Raw genomic sequence first — 19,233 nt, 5'->3', positions numbered from 1 at the left:
CCGGCCCGCACCCGGTGATCGGCCGCGGCCCCGCACGGTCGTCATCGACGTCGCGCCCAGCCGGGACTACGCCGCCGGCCACGTCCCCGGCGCCTGGTACGCCATCCGGGCGCGGCTGCGCGCCGCCCTCGGCGCGATCGGCGCGGTCGGCCCGGTGGAACGGTTCGTGGTCACCTCGCCGACCGGCGTGCTGGCCCGCTTCGCCGCGGCGGACCTGCGCCGGCTCACCCCCGCACCGGTGTTCGCGCTGGACGGCGGCACGGCGGCCTGGAGCGCCGTCGCGCCACTGGAGTCGGACCCGGCCCGTTACGCCGTCGAGCCGGAGGACCGCTACCGGCGCCCGTACGAGGGCACCGGCAACGCCCGGGAGGCCATGGAGGCCTACCTCACGTGGGAGTTCGGCCTGGTCGAGCAACTCGAACGGGACGGCACCCACCACTTCCGGGTGATCCGATAACCAGGTGAAGGGGGCGGTGGCGCCCTTGTACGGTGCTCACGTGCGGCATTGCGAGGAGTGCTCCCACTGGGAACCGGCCGGGGCGCCGGAGTGCGCCCGATGTGCCGCGATCGTGGACGGGATCGTCGAGGACGGGTGGCGGGAGTTCCTAAGCAGGGAGTTCGGGCAGACCGGGCAGGCCGACGAGCGGGGCATCGCCGAGATGGTGGTGGACGAGCCCGACCGGCACCTGTGGCGGGTGGTGGACGCCGCCTACGACCGGCTGACCTGCCCCGGCTGCGGAGGCAGGCTGAGCAGGGGGCCGGCCGGGTGCGCGCCGTGCGACCTGGCCAACGGGTTCCGCTACAGCGCGATCGAGGTCGACCGGCCTGGTGTGCCGGCGGGCAACGAGCACGCGCTGCGGGTGAACGTGGCGGTGGTGCGCAGGCCGCACGGGATCTCCGCCCGCGAGGTGCTGGCACGGCGGCTCGCGCTGCCCGTCCTGCTGGAGGGGCAGCTGCCGACCACGCGGCAGGCACAGGCCGCGCGGGCCCTGCTCAACAACGGGGCCGGCGCGGCCGAGTACGAGGCGTTCGTCCACCGGGAGTGGGGAGCCGGCTGACCGGCCGGCTAAACGTCCAGGTCGATGTCCACCGGGAAGCCGATGTCGGTGCGCAGGCGGCCGTGGTGGACGCCGGTGGGGGTGTAGGCGCGGCTGTCCGGGTCGAGCTCGTAGGTGTGGGCGACGAGGGTGTCACCCTCCTTCTCGACCCGCCAGAAGTGCGCTATGCCCGCGTTCGCGTACAGGGGCGGCTTTATGGCGCGGTCCAAATTCTCGGAAAAAGCAGAGACGACCTCCACGACCAGGTGCACCTCCGAGGGGACGAAGGACGTCGCGGCGGAGGCCGTGACGGGCCTGCTGACGAGCAGGACGTCGGGCTCGGGACGCAGCCGCCTGCCGAGCGTCACGGGCGCCCGCTTGGCCACGAACAGGTGGCCCGGCGGGACGAGGCCCCGTTCGAGCAGGCGGATGGCGTACATGTGGAACACCGTCTGAGAGGGCGGCACGACCAGCGAGCCGTTGATCAGTTCCAGGTGCTGGGGCGCCTCGGGAGGCAGGTCGTCGAGCATGTCGGCGGTCCACCCGCCCGGCGGGTTGGGGGCGACCCATCCGCGCAGCGCTCTTTTCGGAAGTCTTACGGCGTGCTGGTAGTCATCAGGGTGTGTCACGGCGTTCCTGCAGGGACTTGCGGTATAGGTCGTCGATCTGGTCGAGAGGGTCAGGGGCGCGGCGCCGGGCCTCGATCTCCATGTCGGTGCGTGAGCTGAGGTCGTCGATGCCGGTGGCCGAGTGCTGGAGCTGGTCGCTCATCAGGTCCGCGCGGATGCGGGCGCACATGGCCGTCAGCTTGGCCTGATGCTCGCGAAGACGGTCGAGGGTTGCGTGGTCGACGTACGGCGACTGCCGTCTCTGCTGAGCGTACGCGGCGAGGTGGGCGTCGTGGACGTCGGCCTGGGCGGAGAGGTCGGCGAGCAGGCGGGGCAGGTCGCCGAGGCCCCAGCCCTGGCGCTGGGCGTTCTCGACGGCCTGGCGGGTCATCGAGACCTCGCGGCGCAGGTCGAGGCGGAAGCGCTCGACCTCGCCGGCGTCGCCGGCGCCCATGGCGTTGACGTGGGTGGTGAGCTGGGTGGCCGCCTGTTTGGCGCGGCGCGCGGCCTTGGTGCCGAGCTTGACCAGGAAGTAGACGGCCACCCCCGCCACCAGGGCGAGGAAGGCCAGGACCGCCAGGACGATGAAGATCACCTCGGACATCGTCCCACCTCCTGATTGGTTGTGCTGCCTTGAGGATAGTGCCAGTACGGAGTGGGTGCGCGGCCAAGCAAGCCCTTGATTGCGCGACTGGCGCATGATTCAGTTCACGTACTTGTGATGGCTTGTGAAGGCTTGTGAGGGCTTGTGAAGGAGCCGCGCATGCTTGACGGGAAGGTCGTGCTCATCACCGGCGGCGCCAGGGGCCTGGGGGCCGCGACGGCCCGCCGCTGCGCCGCGGCGGGGGCGCGGGTGGTGATCACGGACGTTCTGGTGGAGGACGGCACGGCCACCGCGAAGGCCGTCGACGGGCGGTTCATCCCGCACGACGTGGCCGACGAGGACCAGTGGTCGAGCGTCGTGCAGGAGGTCCTGGACGAGCACGGGCGGATCGACGGGCTCGTCAACAACGCCGGGATCGAGCGGTCCGCGCTGCTGGAGCACTACTCGCTGGCGGACTTCGAGCGGGTGCTCAAGGTCAACCTGGTGGGCGTCTTCCTGGGGCTCAGGTCGGTCGTGGCGCCGATGCGGGAGGCGGGTGGCGGGGCGATCGTCAACCTGTCGTCGGCGGCCGGGCTCACCGCCCTGCCCGGCACGGGCGGGTACGGCGCGTCGAAGTGGGGCGTACGCGGCCTCACCAAGATCGCCGCCATCGAGTACGGCCCGTACCGGATCAGGGTGAACTCCGTGCACCCCGGCATGATCGTCACCGCGATGACCACGCCGCACGGGGTGGTGCCGGGGGAGGGCAACTTCCCGCTGGTGGCGGCCGGGCGGTGCGGGGAGCCCGAGGAGGTCGCCGAGACGATCGCGTTCCTGCTCTCGGACGCCGCGTCGTACGTGACGGGCGCGGAGCTGGCGGTGGACGGCGGATGGACGGCCGGCGAGACGGTGCTGCTGCCGAACCGCACGGCGGCCAGTAACGCCGAGGCGGCCGGTGGCTCAGACGGTGCGGCCGGTGACGGCGCTGACGGCGACAGTGAGGTGCGCGATGGCGGTTGACGAGCTGACCAGGGCGGTCATCGACGCGATGAGCGCGTTGTTCCCCGACGTGGGGGCCAAGGTGACCGATCCCGTCGAGGCCCGGCGGATCATCGCCGAGATGCCGCCGATGGAGAGCGAGCCGGTCGAGATCGGCCGCGTGGAGGAGCTAGTCGCCGGGACCGTCCCGGTGCGCGTCTACCGGCCGGAGGGCGAGCCGGCGGACCGGCCGGTCGTCGTCTACTTCCACGGCGGTGGCTTCACCATCTGCACGCTCGACACGCACGACAACATCTGCCGCATGCTCTGCGCCGGCGCGGGCGCGGTCGTGGTGTCGGTCGACTACCGGCTCGCGCCGGAGCACCCGTACCCGGCCGCCGTCGAGGACGCCCACGCGGCCACGGCGTGGGTGCACGAGCACGCCCGCGAGCTGGGCGCCGACCCCGCCAAGCTGGTGGTGGCGGGCGACAGCGCGGGCGGGAACCTGGCGACCGTCACCTGCCTGAAGGCCAGGGACGAGGGCGGGCCGCCGATCCTGTTCCAGGTGCTGGTCTACCCCTGCACCGACGCCGCGCAGAACCGGCCCTCCTACGAGGAGAACGGCGAGGGATACTTCCTGACCAAGGCGAACATGCGGTGGTTCTGGGACTGCTACCAGCCCGACCCCGCCCGGCGCGCGGAGCCGTACAGCTCGCCGATCAACGCGGACGTGAGCGGCCTGCCGCCCGCGCTGGTGCTCACGGCCGAGCACGACCCGCTGCGCGACGAGGGCGAGGCGTACGCGGCCCGGCTGAAGGACGCCGGGGTGGAGACGGAGTTAGTGCGCTACGACGGGATGTTCCACGCGTTCTTCGGCCTGGGCGCGCTGCTCCCGGCCGCCCAGGAGGCGGCGGACAAGGTCTGTACGACGATCAAGGAACGGGTGAGCTGAAGGATGCCTTATGCCGATCTAGGGCAAGATATCCGGCTCTTCTATACCGACGACGGCCAGGGCGTCGGCCCGCCGCTGCTGCTCGTCCACGGCTGGGGCACCGACTCCCACCAGTGGGCGTGGCACATCGACGCGCTCGTCGACAAGTACCGCGTGATCGCGGTGGACCTGCGCGGCCACGGCTACTCCAGCGTGCCCGCCGAGGGCAACACCCCGCGTCAGATGGCCGACGACCTCGCCGCGCTGCTCGACGTGCTGGACATCCCGCAGGTCGTCGCGATCGGCCACTCCATGGGCGGCCAGATCGTCTCGATCCTCGCCGTGGAACATCCCGAAAAAGTACGGAAGATCGTGGCGATCGATCCCGGCTACGGCATGACGGCGGACATCGCCCGCGGCTTCCCCGAGACCGTCGCCGCCCTGCGCGGCCCGCACGCGCACGCCGCCGCCCTCCAGCTCGACGAATGGTGCACGAACGCCGCCACCCCCACCGTCATCAGGCGCTGGCACAAACGCCGCCTGTACGGCATGCGGCCGCACGTGCTGGCCCAGGCGTTCGAGGCGATGTTCACCCAGCCGGACTCGATCGGGGTGCGCCCGGCCAGCGACGACTACCTGATGCGCAGGGAGTGCCCGGTGCTGTCGTTCTGGGGCGACCCGGAGCGGGCGGCCTGGGAGGCGGCGCTGTGCAAGCACCCCTCGTCCAAGGTGGTGTGCTGGGAGGGCTCCAGCCACCGGCTGCACGAGGAGCGGCCCGCCGAGTTCGTGACCGTCCTGAGGAGGTGGCTGCGCGCCACCTGAGCCGCCGACTCACCCCGCGTCGCCCGCGCCGGGCTAGGGCGCCTCTCTCGACGCGCGCTTGGCGCGGCGGGCGGCGCGGAAGCGGCGCACCCGCCTGATCAGCCACCAGGCGAACACCCCCATCGCCACCAGCGCGACCACCACCAGCACCGGCACGAACACCGCGACCAGGCTCATCCCGAGCGACCCGGCGTCCTCCACCGTGCTGGCCACCGGCGCGCCCACGCCGCCCGTCCCGGCGTTGATCACCGGGCGGGCGGTCGCCTTCAGGACGTGCACGGCCAGCGCCATCACGATGCCCAGCAGCCAGCCCGCCCACGGGTTCTCGCTCATCCAGGTCGAGTGGTCCAGCTCGGCGGCCGCGTTGGTCGCGCTGAACACGACCCCGCCCGCCGCCGGCCGTACGGCGGTCTGGATGGCGTCGTTGACGCTGTCGACGGCGGGGACCTTGTCCAGCACCATCTCCAGGACCAGCAGCACCGCGATGATCGCGAGCACGCCCCAGTTGGACAGCCACGAGTAGCCGTCGGGCAGCTTCACGGCGTCGGTGAAGTTGGCCAGGATGCCCACGACGAGGAGCGGGATGTAGGCGTTGAGGCCGGCTGCGGTGGAGAGCCCGAGTCCGGTCAAAGCGGCGAACATGCCCCCAGTCTGCCCAAGCGGCGGCCCTCTATGAGCGGGGTTCAGCTCGGCCGGGCGGCCTCGTCCATGAGACGTTCCAGGTCCGGCGAGGTGAACTCGGTCATCGCGCGCTCGTACTTCTCCATGCCCCACGACCAGAAGTCGAAGTCGATGGCCTGGTTCGCGCCGTCCTGGATGGAGGCCCAGAGCGTCCAGCCGTACTTGGACATGAGGCCGAGCAGCCGCGCCCGCGCGATCTTGTCACGCAGCCGCCGGCCGTAGTAGGCGGTGACCAGCTCCTCCAGCTGCTCCAGCGACAGGTCCGACTCGCTCCAGATGTTGCCCAGCTCGAAGCAGGGGTCGTTGTCGCCGGCGTACTCGTAGTCGATCAGCCAGAGGCGGGAGCCGTCGTCGATGATGTTGCCGGGCAGCAGGTCGTTGTGGCACGGCACCCGTTCCACGTCGCGCACCGCCAGGCTGGCCCGGATCCGCTCGACGGCGGGCATGAAGTCCAGGTACCGGTCGGGGAGCCGGTAGCCGCGGTCGCGGACGATCGACAGGTAGCCGCGCTGCACCTCGAACATGTCGAAGACCCGCGTGAACGGCGGCCCGGCGTGCAGCCGCCGGCACACCTGCGCCACCCGCCGCAGGTTCGCCGGGTCGCGCAGCGAGTCCTCGGTGAACGTCGTGCCCGGCACGAACCCCACCACCAGCGCCCCCACCTCCGGCAGGTAGGCGTGCACGGAGGGCCCCACCCCCACCTCGTGGGCGGCCAGGGAGCAGGCGTGCTCCACGTCCCTGTCGATCGACAGCAGCGATCCGTCGCTGGCCCATTCGCGCACCACGTAGACGCCGCCGGGGGTGGTCACCTTGTAGTTGCGGTTGGTCAGCCCGCCGGGCAGCTCCTCGACGGAGCGCGGGACGCCGGACAGCAGGGGGATGCGGTCGAGGATCTCGGTCATGGTCGATGCTAGCCCCAACGCCTCCTAAACGGTCTAGACCTTTCGTGTAACGTCGCCCCCATGAGCGACTCGGCCCGCATCGTGATCATCGGCGGCGGCGTGGGCGGCGCGTCCGTCGCCTACCACCTCACCCAGCTCGGCGAACGCGACGTCGTCCTGCTGGAGCGCGACGAGCTGACCAGCGGCTCGACCTTCCACTCGGCGGGGCTGGTCGGCCAGCTGCGCGCCGACCCGACGCTGACCAGGATGAACCAGTACTCGGTCGAGCTCTACCGCGCGCTCGACGCGGGCTGGACGGAGTGCGGCGGCATCAAGCTGGCCTCCACGCCCGAGCGGATGGCCGAGATCAGGCGGCAGATCGGCTGGGCCCGCACGTTCGGGCTGCCGCTGGAGGAGATCTCCGTCGCCGAGGCGGCCGAGCTGTTCCCGCTGATGGACACCGACGGCGTCGTGGGCGCGGCGTACCTGCCCACGGACGGCCAGATCGACCCCTCCGCGCTCTGCTACGCGCTGGCCGCCAAGGCCCGCGAGGGCGGCGTCAGGATCAGGATGAAGACCCGTGTCCTGGGCGTCGGCACCGAGAACGGCAGGGTCACCAAGGTCCGCACCGACCAGGGCGACATCGACTGCGAGGTGGTGGTCAACTGCGGCGGCATGTTCGCCGCCGAGATCGGCCGGATGGCCGGGGTGCGGATCCCGATCGTGCCGATGTCGCACCAGTACGTCGTCACCGACGCCTTCCACGACCACACCGGCCTGCCCACGCTGCGCGACCCCGACCTGCTCGTCTACTACCGGCAGGAGGTCAACGGCCTGGTCATGGGCGGGTACGAGCGCACCTGCGCCCCCTGGACGGCCTCGCGGACGTCGTACGACGCCGTCCCGGCGGACTTCAACGGCCGCCTGCTCCCCGAGGACTACGCCCGATTCACCGAAATTTCCGACAACTCCTTGCGGCGCGTGCCCGCCATGGCCGACGTCGGCATCCGCAAGATGATCAACGGCCCCGAGGCGTTCACCCCGGACAACGAGTTCTGCCTCGGCGAGACCGAGGTCGGCGGGTTCTTCGTGGCGGCCGGCTTCTGCGCCCACGGCATCGCCGGCGCCGGCGGCATCGGCAAGGTGATGGCCGAGTGGATCGTCGAGGGCGAGCCCGCCATGGACGTCTGGCACATGGACATCCGCCGCTTCGGCCGCCAGTACCGCTCCCCGTCGTACACGGTCAAGCGCTCGGTCGAGAACTACGAGACGTACTACGACATCCGCTACCCCGGCCACGAACGCTCGGCCGGCCGCCCGCTGCGGCTCTCGCCCGCGTACGGCTGGCACGCCGAGCACGGGGCCGCCTTCGGCGAGAAGTCCGGCTGGGAGCGGGTGAACTACTACCGCTCCAACGAGGAGGCCGGGGACGGCGCCAGGCCCCGTGGATGGGCGGGACGGCTGTGGTCGCCGGCCGTGGCGGCCGAGCACCGGGCCGTGCGCGAGACGGCGGGCCTGTTCGACGAGACGTCGTTCGCCAAGATCGAGGTCACCGGCCCCGACGCCGCCGAGCTGCTCGAATGGGTCTGCGACAACCGCGTGGCCCGCAAGGTCGGCGCGGTGACGTACACGCAGGCGCTCAACAAGCGCGGCGGCATCGAGTGCGACTTCACCGTGACCAGGCGGGGCGAGCGGGAGTTCCTGATCGTCACCGGCACCGCGTTCGGCTCGCACGACCTGGGCTGGCTGCGCAAGCAGGCCGCGCTCAAGGGCGCGGACGTGCGGATCGCGGACGTGACCGGCCAGTACGCCTGCTTCGCCCTGTGGGGGCCGCGCGCCCGCGACATCCTCGGCCCGGTCACGCCGGACCCGCTCGACTTCCCGTTCATGTCCTCGCGGGAGCTGACCGTGGGCGACGTGCCGGCGCTGGCGCTGAGGGTGACGTTCGCCGGCGAGCTGGGCTGGGAGCTGTACTGCTCCAGCGAGTACGGCCTGGCGCTGTGGCGGACCCTCTGGAGCGCGGGCGAGCCGCACGGGCTGCGGGCCGGAGGCTACCGGGCCATCGACAGCCTGCGCCTGGAGAAGGGCTACCGCGTCTGGGGCGCCGACATCGGCCCCGAGACCACCCCGTACGAGGCCGGGCTCGGCTTCTGCGTCAAATCGGGCAAGGACTTCCTCGGCAAGGACGCCCTCGACCCGGACCCTGAGCTGCGGCTGCGCTGCCTGACCCTGGCGGACCCGCGCGCCGTCGCCCTGGGCAACGAGCCGGTGCGCCTGGACGGCCGGGTCGCCGCCCGCGTCACCTCCGGCGGCTACGGCCACACCGTCGGCAGCTCGATCGCCTACGCCTACCTGCGGGCCGAGCCCGGCGCCGAGGCCGAGATCGAGGTGGAGGGCGCCTGGGTGGCCGCGACCGTCGTCAGCGACCCCCTGTACGACCCTGAGGGCCACCGGGTCCGCTCCTGACCGAGATGCGCACCCGGTCGGGCCGGAACAGGTCGCGGGCGAACTCCACCGGCCCGCCGCCGGCCGCGTAGGCCGTGCGCTCGATCAGCATCAGCGGCGTGCCCGGCTCGACCTCCAGCTCGGCGGCCTCCGCCGGCGAGGCGACGACCGGGTCCAGGTGCTCGACCGCGGTGCGCGGCTCCAGGTCGTACCGGTCGGCCAGCAGCGCGTACAGCGACCCGCTCAGGTCCTCGGCCAGGAAGCCGGGCAGCGCCGGGAAGAAGGAGCGTTCGAGCGCCACGGGGGAGCGCCCGGCCGAGCGGACCCTGGCGACCTGGTGCACGGGAGTGCCGGTCGCGACGCGCAGCGCGCCCGCCACGGACGCCGGCGCCGGGACGGTCTCGGCGACCAGCACCCTGGCCTCGGCCGTCAGGTGCGCGCGCCGCATCTGCTCGGTGAAGCCCGCCAGCCCCGTCAGGTCGCACTCCACGCGCGGGTCGGCCACGAACGCGCCACCGGCCCTGCCGGGCATCCTGACCAGCACGCCGTCGCGTTCGAGGGTGGCCAGGGCCTGCCTGAGCGTCATGCGGCTCACGCCGAGGCCGGCCGCCAGCTCCCGCTCGCCGGGCAGCCGGTCGCCGACCGCCATCTCGCCGCCGGCGATCGAGCCGAGGATCCAGCGCTCGATCTGCACGTGCGCGGGCACCCCGGTGCCGCGTTCGACCTCGGGGGTGCCGACCATCCGCGCATTCTAGTTCCCCGGCCGCCGGGCGGCGCGCTCCCTAGTCCGCCGACAGCCTGCCCAGCCGTTCGACCGCGTCGGCGAACTCGCTCACCATCGCGTACACCACCTCACGGGCGGGCCGCACCTGGCCGAGCTGGCCCACGACCTGCCCGACGTAGTAGTTGGCCAGCTCCACGGCCCCCGGCTCGCCGCGCTCGGCCGCCGCGCCGATGCGCGCCATCGCGGCCTCGGCCACCAGGATCTGCAGCGGCATCGCCAGCGCCCCCGGGCTCTCCGGGGCGGAGTCCCACTCCTCGGTCCAGGCCGATCTGAGCTGCCTGGCCGGCTTGCCGGTACGCGACCTGGACCGGACGGTGTCCAGTGACGAGGCGGCCAGCATCTTGCGTTTGACCGAGGGCGGCGTCTCGGCCTCCTCGGTGGTCAGCCAGACCGAGCCGCACCACACGCCCTGCGCGCCGAGCGCCATCGCCGCCGCCATCTGCCGGCCGTCCGCGATGCCGCCGGCCGCCAGCACCGGGACCGGCGCGACCGCGTCCACCACCTGCGGCACCAGCACCATCGTGGCGATCTCGCCGGTGTGCCCGCCCGCCTCGGTGCCCTGCGCGACGATCAGGTCCGCCCCGGCGGCCACCTGCCGGTGCGCGTGCTCGACCGTGCCGACCAGCGCGGCCACCGGCACACCCGCCTGCCTGGCCGCGGCCACCATCTCCGGCGGCGGCGGGCCCAGCGCGCTGGCGATCAGGCCGATCGGGTGCTTGAGCGCGACGTCGATGAGCCCGGTCGCGCCCGCCACCGTCACCCGCCTGCCGAACTCGTCCGCCGACCCGCCCATCGGCTGCGGCGGGGCGCTCACCCCGTACTTGGACAGCAGGTGGGCGACGAAGTCGCGGTGCCGTTCGGGGATGAAGTCGGCCAGGTGGGCGCTCAGGTCCAGCGCCGCGGGGTCCACCTTGCCGGGCACCAGCACGTCCACCCCGTACGGCCGGCCGCCCACGTGCTCGTCGATCCACGACAGCTCCACGTCGAGCTGCTCCGGCGTGTACGCGATCGCGCCCAGCACGCCGAACCCGCCCGCGTTCGTGACCGCCGCCACCACGTCACGGCAGTGGCTGAAGGCGAACAACGGGAACTCGACGCCGAGACGCTCGCTGATGGCGGTCCGCATGCACAGACGCTAACCGTCAGAAGGTTGTTCGGTCCACTGCCGGAGGGCCGCAGGTTCGCGGCCGGAGCCCGCTACGCGTCCTCGTCGTCCTCGTCGTCGTCGTGCTCGACCGTCCACGAGACCGAGGTGACCGAGGGGTCCAGGCTGAGCCTGCTGGTCGCGGCCTCGAAGTGCCGCTCGTCGCGGCGCAGGCTGTCGACCATCGCGTGCACCTCCACCTGGCCGCGCCGGTCGGACTCGCGGCTGTGCAGGCTGCGCAGCCGCAGCTCCGGCCGGGTCAGCGCGTCCACGATCAGCGTGCGCACCCGCGCCTGGTCGTCGTCGCGGCACGTCACCTCGAACCGGTAGCGGGTACGCCGCGCCGCCCTGCGGCGGTCCAGCAGGCGGCCCAGCGGGCGCATCGCCGTGTTGGCCGCCACGATCACCACCGTGCCCACCACGGCCATGACGTACATGCCCGCCCCGGCCAGCGAGCCGACCGCCGCCGCGCACCACAGCGTCGCCGCCGTGTTCAGGCCGCGGATGTTGAAGCCCTCACGCAGGATGACGCCCGCGCCGAGGAAGCCGATGCCGGAGACGATCTGCGCCGCCACCCTGGTCGGGTCCGGGTTGCCGGGCGCGCCGGCGAAGCCGTACGCGCTGAGCACGACGAACAGCGCCGAGCCCACCGCGACCAGCAGGTTCGTGCGCAGGCCCGCCATCCGGGCGCGCCACTGCCGCTCGACGCCGATGACCACGCCCAGCACCGCCGCCACGACCAGGCGCAGCAGCAGGTCGAACTCCATGACCTGGACGTTCCCCGCGGGCGGGCTCATGAGGCCGTGACTTGCCGATCCATGGCCAGGGACATACCCGGTGTGTGCCATCCAAGCGCGGGATCGTAGCTGCGCACGAGCTTGGCCGGGACGCCCGCGACCACGCTGTGGTCCGGGAACTCGCCGCGCACCACCGCGCCGCCCGCCACCACGCACTGGCGGCCCAGCTTGGTGCCCGGCAGGACGATCGCGCCCGCGCCCAGCCACGACCCGCTCCCGATCGAGACCGGGCTGTTGCGCGGCCACTGCCTGCCGATCGGCGTGTCGGGGTCGTCGTAGACGTGGTTCTGGTCGGTGATGTAGACGTACGGGCCGGTGAAGACGTCGTCGCCGATGTCGACCGACTGGTGCGCCACGATGTGCGTGCCCCGGCCGATCGAGCAGCTCGCGCCGATCCGCAGGATCGAGTCCGGGCCCAGGTCGGCGCCCGGCCACATGCCGCACGAGAGCGACACGCGCTCGCCGACCAGCGTGTCGGCGCCGATCTCGATCCACTCCTCGCCGAAGATGGCGCCGGGAGGGAAGGCGATGCTGACGCCCTGGCCCAGCCGCCGGAACCTGGTGCCGCCCGGGCTGGCCGGAGTGATGGCCCCTGCCGCGCGGATCGCCTTGTAGGCACGGTGAACCAGCGTGCCCATCACCCGCCGTACGAATGACATAGCGACCAAAGTTACCGCTAGGTCATGCCGTTCGGGCATGTCGGGGGCGTTGTTTGATATCCTGAGAGCCCGTGGACGCATCGACCACACCTCGACCCACGGGAGCCCCTTTGCGCAGCGCATCGCAAACCAAGCATCTGTTCGTCACCGGCGGTGTCGCCTCCAGTCTCGGCAAGGGCCTCACCGCCTCCAGCCTCGGTCGCCTGCTCAAGGCACGTGGTCTCCGGGTCACCATGCAGAAGCTCGACCCGTACCTCAACGTGGACCCCGGGACCATGAACCCGTTCCAGCACGGTGAGGTCTTCGTCACCGACGACGGCGCCGAGACCGACCTCGACGTCGGCCACTACGAGCGGTTCCTCGACACCGACCTGCACGGCTCGGCCAACGTCACCACCGGCCAGGTCTACTCCAACGTCATCGCCAAAGAACGCCGCGGCGAGTACCTGGGCGACACCGTCCAGGTCATCCCGCACATCACCAACGAGATCAAGGACCGCATCAGGGGCATGGCGGGTCCCGAGGTCGACGTGGTGATCACCGAGGTGGGCGGCACCGTGGGCGACATCGAGTCGCTGCCGTTCCTGGAGGCCGTGCGCCAGATCAGGCACGAGGTGGGGCGCGACAACGTGTTCTTCCTGCACGTGTCGCTGCTGCCGTACATCGGCCCCTCCGGTGAGCTGAAGACCAAGCCGACGCAGCACAGCGTGGCCGCGCTGCGCAGCATCGGCATCCAGCCCGACGCGATCGTGCTGCGCTCCGACCGGCCGGTGCAGGCCGCGATCAAGCGCAAGATCAGCCTGATGTGCGACGTGGACGAGGACGCCGTCGTCTCCGCCGTGGACGCGGCCTCGATCTACGACATCCCGCGCGTGCTCCACTCCGAGGGGCTCGACGCGTACGTGGTGCGCCGCCTCGGCCTGCCCTTCCGCGACGTCGACTGGAAGGAGTGGGAGGAGCTGCTGCGCCGGGTGCACCGGCCCGCCAAGGAGGTCACGATCGCGCTGGTCGGCAAGTACATCGACCTGCCCGACGCGTACCTGTCGGTCACCGAGGCGCTGCGCGCGGGCGGGTTCGCCAACGACGCCCGGGTCAACATCCGCTGGGTCAAGAGCGACGACTGCGAGACGCCCGAGGGCGCCGAGCGCGAGCTGGACGGCGTCGACGGCGTGCTGATCCCCGGCGGGTTCGGGGTGCGCGGCATCGAGGGCAAGATCGGCGCCATCCGCCACGCCCGCGAGGGCAAGGTCCCGCTGCTCGGCATCTGCCTCGGCATGCAGGGCATGGTCATCGAGGCGGCCCGCAACATGGCCGGGATCGAGGACGCCAACTCCGCCGAGTTCGACCCCGACACCAAGCACCCGGTCATCTCCACCATGGCCGACCAGGAGGACGTCGTCGCCGGCGAGCGCGACATGGGCGGCACCATGCGCCTGGGCATCTACACCGCCAAGCTCGGCGAGGGCACCCTGGCCAGGCAGCTCTACGGCGGCAAGGCCAAGGCCGACGAGCGCCACCGCCACCGCTACGAGGTCAACAACGCCTACCGCGAGCAGTTGGAAAAGGTCGGGCTGGTCTTCTCCGGGGTCTCGCCCGACGGCCGCCTGGTCGAGTACACCGAGCTGCCCGCCGAGTCGCACCCGTTCTTCATCGGCACCCAGGCGCACCCCGAGTTCCGCTCCCGGCCGACCCGGGCCAACCCGATGTTCAAGGGGCTGATCAGCGCGTCCCTGGCGTACGCCGACAGCCGCGTGGCCTCTAAGGTGGGCCAGTGAATCCGCGCGTGAAAGTTGAGGACACGCCCGAGGCGTGGGAAGTCGTGGAGTCGAGGAGCCGGTTCGAGGGCCGGGTCATCGAGGTGGTCACCGACACGGTCCGCATGCCGCGCGACGAGATCGCCGACCGCGACTACGCCGTGCACCCCGGCTCGGTCGCGGTGCTCGCCCTGGACGAGCAGGACCGCGTCCTGCTCATCCGCCAGTACCGCCACCCCACGCGGCACCTGCTGTGGGAGCTGCCCGCCGGGATCCGCGACGTGGCCGGGGAGGCGCTGGTCACCGGGGCCGCCCGCGAGCTGGCCGAGGAGGCCGGGTACCGGGCCGGTACCTGGTACACCCTGGTCGACCTGTTCTCCTCGCCCGGCATGTCGGACGAGCGGATCAGGGTGTTCCTGGCCCGCGACCTGACGAAGATCCCGGACGAGGAGAACGGCTTCGTGCACGAGCACGAGGAAATCGACATGCCGGTCGAATGGGTCCCTTTGCCCGACGCGGTCGAAAAGGTGCTCATGGGAATGATCCACAATTCCCCGTCCGTGGCCGGTATCCTCGCCGCGTATGCGGCTTCGGTCGAGGGATTCGCCCTGTTGCGCCCCGCCGACGCCCCGGAGGCGTGACGGAAGGACTTCTCGTGGAGGCGGTGCTCTCCAGCTACCTCGCCCATCTGGCGGTGGAGCGGGGCCTGGCTGCTAACACGCTCGCCTCCTACCGGCGTGACCTGCGCCGATACTTCGAACACCTGCAGACGCTCGGCCGCTGCTCACTCGGCGAGGTGGGCGAGGCCGACGTCCTCGACTTCCTCGCCGCGCTGCGCGAGGGCGACGGCGACCACCCCGCCCTCGTGGCCAGCTCGGCCGCGCGGGCGGTCTCGGCCGTACGCGGGCTGCACCGCTTCGCCCTGCGCGAGGGCGTCACCGCCCACGACCCGGCCCACGAGGTGCGCCCGCCGCGGCAGCTGCGCAGGCTGCCCAAGGCCATCACCGTCGACGAGGTCGAACGCCTCATCGCCGCCTCCGGCCCCGACGGCGCCCCCCTGACCCTGCGCAACCGGGCACTCCTGGAGGTCCTGTACGGCACCGGCGCCCGCATCTCCGAGGCCGTCGGCCTGGCCGTGGACGACCTGGAGGCCGACCAGGTGCGGCTGCGCGGCAAGGGCGGCCGGACCCGGGTCGTGCCGCTGGGCCGCTACGCCCGCTCGGCGCTGGACGCGTACCTGGTCAGGGCCCGTCCCGGGCTCGTCGCCCACGGCAGGGGCACCCCCGCCGCCTTCCTCAACGCCCGCGGCGGGCGGCTGACCAGGCAGGGAGCCTGGGAGGTGCTGCAGGCCGCCGCCGAACGCGCCGGACTTCGCGGGATATCTCCGCATGTTCTCCGGCATTCCTTCGCAACCCACCTCCTGGACGGAGGCGCCGACGTTAGGGTGGTCCAGGAGCTGCTCGGCCACGCCTCGGTGACGACCACCCAGGTCTACACCCTGGTCACGGTCGACAAGCTCCGCGAGGTCTACGCCGCCGCGCATCCGCGCGCGCGGCAGTGATCTATAGTCTTTTGCGACGCGCGGTATCCCGGCGTGCCGCCTTGCCGCGTTAAGTGGTGACGCCATAGTGTCCGTCCGGACGGTCCGGTTCGGGATCGTCAGGGAGGTTCGAGCTGGTGACTGTGACGACCAACGGTGCGACCTCGGGGGCCTCCGAAAGCTCCTGGGGCGACAACGGCAGGCGTGAGGTGAATCTCGGCCCCACGGGGCGCCCGCGCCCGGTGTTCGCCGAGCCGGTGCCCCGGCAGACACACGGGCCCGCGCGCGTGGTGGCGATGGTCAACCAGAAGGGCGGGGTGGGCAAGACCACCACGACCATCAACCTCGGCGCCGCGCTGGCCGAGTACGGGCTCAAGGTGCTGCTGGTCGACTTCGACCCGCAGGGCGCGCTCTGCATCGGCCTGGGCATCAACCCCAACTCGCTGGAGATGAGCGCCTACAACCTGCTCATGGACAAGCACATCTCCGCCGAGGAGGTGCTGCTCCAGACGGGTGTGGAGAACCTCGACCTGGTGCCCTGCAACATCGACCTGTCGGCGGCGGAGGTCCAGCTCGTCACCGAGGTCGGCCGCGAGTACGTGCTGGGCAGGGCGCTCAAGCCGCTGCTGCCGCACTACGACGTGTGCCTCATCGACTGCCAGCCCTCGCTGGGCCTGCTCACCGTCAACGCGCTCGCCTGCGCCCACGGCATCATCGTGCCGCTGGAGTGCGAGTTCTTCGCCCTGCGCGGCGTCGCGCTGCTGATGGACACCATCGCCAAGGTCCAGGAGCGGATCAACTCCGATCTCGTCATCGAGGGCCTGCTCGCCACCATGTACGACGCGCGCACCCTGCACGGGCGCGAGGTCGTGGAGAGCCTCATGGGCGCCTTCGGCGACAAGGTCTTCCACACCGTCATCAACCGTACGGTGCGCTTCCCCGACTCCACGGTCGCCGGCGAGCCGATCACCACCTTCGACCCGTCGTCACTGGGCGCCGCCGCCTACCGTGAGCTGGCCCGCGAGGTGCTCTCGCGCTGGCCCGCACCTGCGACAATGGCTGGGTGACCGGTTTCCAGGTTCATCTGGACGTCTTCGAGGGCCCCTTCGACCTGCTGCTCGGGCTGATCGCCAAGCACAAGCTCGACATCACCGAGGTGTCCCTGTCCAAGGTCACCGACGAGTTCATCGCCTACATCCGCTCCCGCGGCCCCGAATGGGACCTCGACCAGACCTCCCACTTCCTGCTGGTCGCCGCCACCCTGCTCGACCTCAAGGCAGCCCGGCTGCTGCCCTCCGGCGAGGTCGAGGACGAGGAGGACCTGGCCCTGCTGGAGGCCCGCGACCTGCTGTTCGCCCGGCTGCTGCAGTACAAGGCGTACAAGGAGGTGGCCAAGGTCTTCTCCGCGCGCATGGCCCTGGAGGCCCTGCGCTTCCCGCGTACGGTGCCCATGGAGGCGCAGTTCGCCAACCTGCTGCCCGAGCTCATCCTCGGCATCACCCCCGACGACCTCGCCCGCATCGCCGGCCGCGCCTTCACCCCCAAACTGCCGCCCACCGTCAACGTCGGGCACATCTACCAGCCGCTGGCCAGCGTGCGGGAGCAAGCCGCTATCCTGGTCTCGCGCTTGCGGCGGCTGCGGCGGGCCACCTTCCGGGTCCTGGTCGCCGACTGTGACGGCACCTTCGAGGTCATCGCCCGCTTCCTGGCGGTGCTGGAGCTGTTCCGCGAGTCCGCGGTCACCTTCGAGCAGATCGAGCCACTGGGCGACCTGCACGTGACGTGGACCGGGGCCGACGACGGGGACGTCTCGGTGGGGGACGACTACGAGGAGAGCGCGGAGAAGGCTGGCGATGACTGACCGGGACGAGGAGACGGGCGGGCGGGAGCCGTTGCCCGCCTGGATGACGTTGCCGGGGGCGATGGCGTCGGCGGACGAGAACACACCTGACGATTCGGACGAGCAGGGCGACGCGGACGACCTGGATGGCCCGCCTTCCGCCCCCGCCGACGAGGTGGCCGACGATCGTGCGGCCGACGACTTGCCGCCCGTCAGCGACTCGCCGCTCATCAGTGCCCCGCCGCCCGTCAGTGCCCCGCCGCCCGTCAGCGACCCGCCGTTCGTCAGCGACCCGCCGTTCGCCGAGTCGGCCGCTGAGGAGAACCCGCCGGCAGACGACGCCCTCGCGGTGCCCCATCCATCCGGCGCCGGTGCGGCGAGTGGTGGCGCGACGGGCGCGTCCGGGGAGTCGCACGAGCCTGACAGGTTCGACGAACCCGAGCAGCTCAAGGCCGGTGTGCCGGCTCCGGAGGACGGCGGCCCCACGCTCAAGGCGGCGATCGAGGCGATCCTCATGGTGGTCGACGAGCCCGTCCCCGAGATGACCCTGGCGCAGGTCCTCGAACGCCCGACCCACGAGGTGACCGCCGAGCTTCGTGCCCTGTCGGCGGAATACACCGACGCCGGACGGGGTTTCGATCTGAGAGAAGTCGCGGGAGGCTGGCGGTTCTACACGCGAGCCGACTGCGCCCAGCTGGTCGAGCGGTTCGTCCGCGACGGCCAGCAGACCCGGCTCACCCAGGCCGCGCTGGAAACCCTCGCGGTCGTGGCCTACCGGCAACCGGTGAGCCGTGCACGGGTCGCCGCGGTCCGCGGCGTCAACAGCGACGGCGTCATGCGCACGCTCGTCGCCAGGGGGCTGGTCGAAGAGGCCGGCACCGACCCGGAGAGCCAGGCAGTGCTCTACCGGACAAGCTCATACTTCCTTGAACGCCTGGGACTGAAGGACATCGGCGAGCTCCCCGAGCTGGCCCCCTTCCTCCCCGACGACGTGGAAAACCTCGAGGAGACAACAAAGTGATCAACAGGCGCAGCACCCCGTCCGGTGATGGACGCGGTCGTGGACGCACCGGCGGCGCGAGCCGTGGCGGGCGTCCCGCCTTCCGCTCCGACGACTCACGCGGCGGCCCCCGTCGTGAGGGGTTCCGTGGCGGTTCCCGCCGTGACGACGACTTCAGGAATGACAGGGACGACCGGGGCGGCGACAGCCGGGACCGGTTCCGCGGCGGATCGCGCCGCGACGACAGCGCCCCCAGGGGCGGCGGCGACCGTGACTCGCTCCGCGCCGACCGCGGAGGCTCCCGCTACGGCAGGCCCGCCTCCGGCGACCGCCCGGCTTACCGGTCCGACCGTTCGGGCTCCGACCGCTCGGGCTACCGGCCAGACCGCTCAAGCTCTGACCGCCCGGGCTACCGATCTGACCGCTCAGGCTCCGACCGTCCGGGTTACCGGTCCGACCGCCCAAGCTCCGACAGGGGCGGCTACAGGTCCGACCGCTCGGGCTCCGACCGTTCGGGCTACCGGTCCGAGCGCGGCGGCGACCGTGCCCCCCAGCGTGGCGACCGCGGCGGCTCCCGTGAGGGCCGTTACGACGCCTCCCGCTCCGACCGGGGCGGTTACGGCCGTACGCCCTCCCGCGACGACGACCGCCGCGGCTCCTACGGCGGCGACCGGGGCGGCTACCGCTCCGACCGCCGTGAAGGCGGCGACCGCGACGGCTACCGTCCCCAGCGGCGCGACGACCGCGGC

Annotated in this window: 20 protein-coding genes and 1 pseudogene; 13 read left to right on the top strand and 8 right to left on the bottom strand. The window is 71.8% G+C overall.

What is annotated here, in order from left to right:
- Together KME77_RS25415 and KME77_RS25410 are read left to right on the top strand one after the other, a co-directional pair.
- The coding region (locus tag KME77_RS25415) for a rhodanese-like domain-containing protein (RefSeq protein ID WP_281424255.1) at positions 1-457 on the top strand (457 nt) is incomplete at its 5' end.
- 40 nt (positions 458-497) lie between these two features.
- Positions 498-1,058: a hypothetical protein gene (locus KME77_RS25410; protein ID WP_246610717.1), complete on the top strand. Its 561-nt coding sequence runs from the start codon at positions 498-500 to the stop codon at positions 1,056-1,058.
- A gap of 8 nt (positions 1,059-1,066) precedes the next feature.
- On the opposite strand, the gene KME77_RS25405 is transcribed toward KME77_RS25410, so the two are convergent.
- Complete coding sequence (locus KME77_RS25405; protein WP_308250896.1) at positions 1,067-1,666, bottom strand: Uma2 family endonuclease; 600 nt, start codon at positions 1,664-1,666, stop codon at positions 1,067-1,069.
- Complete coding sequence (locus KME77_RS25400; RefSeq protein ID WP_219471451.1) at positions 1,653-2,249, bottom strand: hypothetical protein; 597 nt, start codon at positions 2,247-2,249, stop codon at positions 1,653-1,655. The genes KME77_RS25405 and KME77_RS25400 overlap by 14 nt, the downstream gene beginning before the upstream one ends.
- A gap of 159 nt (positions 2,250-2,408) precedes the next feature.
- Between KME77_RS25400 and KME77_RS25395 the strand changes: the two genes are divergently transcribed.
- The 3 genes from KME77_RS25395 to KME77_RS25385 are packed head-to-tail and all read left to right on the top strand — an operon-like array spanning position 2,409 to position 4,959.
- Positions 2,409-3,248, top strand: a complete 840-nt coding sequence (locus KME77_RS25395; RefSeq protein WP_219471450.1) for a glucose 1-dehydrogenase — start codon at positions 2,409-2,411, stop codon at positions 3,246-3,248.
- Complete coding sequence (lipP1, locus tag KME77_RS25390; protein ID WP_219471449.1) at positions 3,238-4,158, top strand: LipP1 family hormone-sensitive lipase; 921 nt, start codon at positions 3,238-3,240, stop codon at positions 4,156-4,158. Before KME77_RS25395 ends, lipP1 begins: the two co-directional genes overlap by 11 nt.
- Before the next feature lie 3 nt (positions 4,159-4,161).
- Positions 4,162-4,959 carry an alpha/beta fold hydrolase gene (locus KME77_RS25385; protein WP_219471448.1) on the top strand — a complete coding sequence of 266 codons (798 nt, stop codon included), beginning with the start codon at positions 4,162-4,164 and terminating at the stop codon, positions 4,957-4,959.
- 33 nt (positions 4,960-4,992) lie between these two features.
- Here the strand turns inward: KME77_RS25385 and KME77_RS25380 are convergent, their stop codons facing one another.
- Positions 4,993-5,601, bottom strand: a complete 609-nt coding sequence (locus tag KME77_RS25380) for a DUF4126 domain-containing protein (protein WP_219471447.1) — start codon at positions 5,599-5,601, stop codon at positions 4,993-4,995.
- 41 nt (positions 5,602-5,642) lie between these two features.
- On the bottom strand, positions 5,643-6,542 hold the full coding sequence (locus tag KME77_RS25375) for a phosphotransferase (protein WP_219471446.1): 900 nt from the start codon (positions 6,540-6,542) through the stop codon (positions 5,643-5,645).
- A 60-nt stretch (positions 6,543-6,602) separates the two neighbouring features.
- On the opposite strand from KME77_RS25375, the gene KME77_RS25370 reads away from it, so the two are divergent.
- Positions 6,603-8,987, top strand: a complete 2,385-nt coding sequence (locus KME77_RS25370) for a GcvT family protein (protein ID WP_219471445.1) — start codon at positions 6,603-6,605, stop codon at positions 8,985-8,987.
- Here KME77_RS25370 and KME77_RS25365 read toward each other — a convergent pair.
- The 4 genes from KME77_RS25365 to KME77_RS25350 form a co-directional block, all read right to left on the bottom strand.
- Positions 8,941-9,708 carry a GntR family transcriptional regulator gene (locus tag KME77_RS25365; protein ID WP_219471444.1) on the bottom strand — a complete coding sequence of 256 codons (768 nt, stop codon included), beginning with the start codon at positions 9,706-9,708 and terminating at the stop codon, positions 8,941-8,943. The genes KME77_RS25370 and KME77_RS25365 overlap by 47 nt on opposite strands.
- Positions 9,709-9,748: 40 nt before the next feature.
- The gene (locus tag KME77_RS25360; RefSeq protein ID WP_219471443.1) at positions 9,749-10,876 is read right to left on the bottom strand and encodes a nitronate monooxygenase; all 1,128 of its coding nucleotides are present in this window, start codon (positions 10,874-10,876) and stop codon (positions 9,749-9,751) included.
- Between the two features lie 71 nt (positions 10,877-10,947).
- Positions 10,948-11,691, bottom strand: coding sequence for an MgtC/SapB family protein (locus KME77_RS25355; protein ID WP_219471442.1), 744 nt, complete (start codon positions 11,689-11,691; stop codon positions 10,948-10,950).
- The gene (locus tag KME77_RS25350; RefSeq protein ID WP_246610716.1) at positions 11,688-12,350 is read right to left on the bottom strand and encodes an acyltransferase; all 663 of its coding nucleotides are present in this window, start codon (positions 12,348-12,350) and stop codon (positions 11,688-11,690) included. Before KME77_RS25350 ends, KME77_RS25355 begins: the two co-directional genes overlap by 4 nt.
- Before the next feature lie 110 nt (positions 12,351-12,460).
- Between KME77_RS25350 and pyrG the strand changes: the two genes are divergently transcribed.
- From pyrG to KME77_RS25315, 7 genes and pseudogenes are all read left to right on the top strand, one after another.
- Positions 12,461-14,125: a CTP synthase gene (pyrG, locus tag KME77_RS25345; protein ID WP_219471441.1), complete on the top strand. Its 1,665-nt coding sequence runs from the start codon at positions 12,461-12,463 to the stop codon at positions 14,123-14,125.
- Entirely contained in the window at positions 14,122-14,745 is a 624-nt protein-coding gene (locus tag KME77_RS25340; protein ID WP_219471440.1) for an NUDIX domain-containing protein, read from the top strand. The genes pyrG and KME77_RS25340 overlap by 4 nt, the downstream gene beginning before the upstream one ends.
- On the top strand, positions 14,742-15,665 hold the full coding sequence (locus KME77_RS25335; protein ID WP_308250895.1) for a site-specific tyrosine recombinase XerD: 924 nt from the start codon (positions 14,742-14,744) through the stop codon (positions 15,663-15,665). The genes KME77_RS25340 and KME77_RS25335 overlap by 4 nt, the downstream gene beginning before the upstream one ends.
- Positions 15,666-15,781: 116 nt before the next feature.
- The gene (locus KME77_RS25330) at positions 15,782-16,711 is read left to right on the top strand and encodes a ParA family protein (RefSeq protein ID WP_443679676.1); all 930 of its coding nucleotides are present in this window, start codon (positions 15,782-15,784) and stop codon (positions 16,709-16,711) included.
- Positions 16,708-17,505 carry a segregation and condensation protein A gene (locus tag KME77_RS25325; protein WP_308250894.1) on the top strand — a complete coding sequence of 266 codons (798 nt, stop codon included), beginning with the start codon at positions 16,708-16,710 and terminating at the stop codon, positions 17,503-17,505. Before KME77_RS25330 ends, KME77_RS25325 begins: the two co-directional genes overlap by 4 nt.
- A gap of 436 nt (positions 17,506-17,941) precedes the next feature.
- A complete protein-coding gene (scpB, locus tag KME77_RS25320; RefSeq protein ID WP_308250897.1) occupies positions 17,942-18,505 on the top strand; it encodes an SMC-Scp complex subunit ScpB in 564 nt (187 codons plus the stop codon).
- Positions 18,502-19,233: pseudogene (locus KME77_RS25315) on the top strand (pseudouridine synthase); the annotation flags it as partial. The gene scpB and the pseudogene KME77_RS25315, both read left to right, overlap by 4 nt.

It is taken from the genome of Nonomuraea rhizosphaerae, assembly GCF_019396405.1.
GTDB classification, from domain to species: Bacteria; Actinomycetota; Actinomycetes; order Streptosporangiales; family Streptosporangiaceae; genus Nonomuraea; species Nonomuraea rhizosphaerae.
This window is presented reverse-complemented; position numbering and strand designations above follow the sequence as displayed.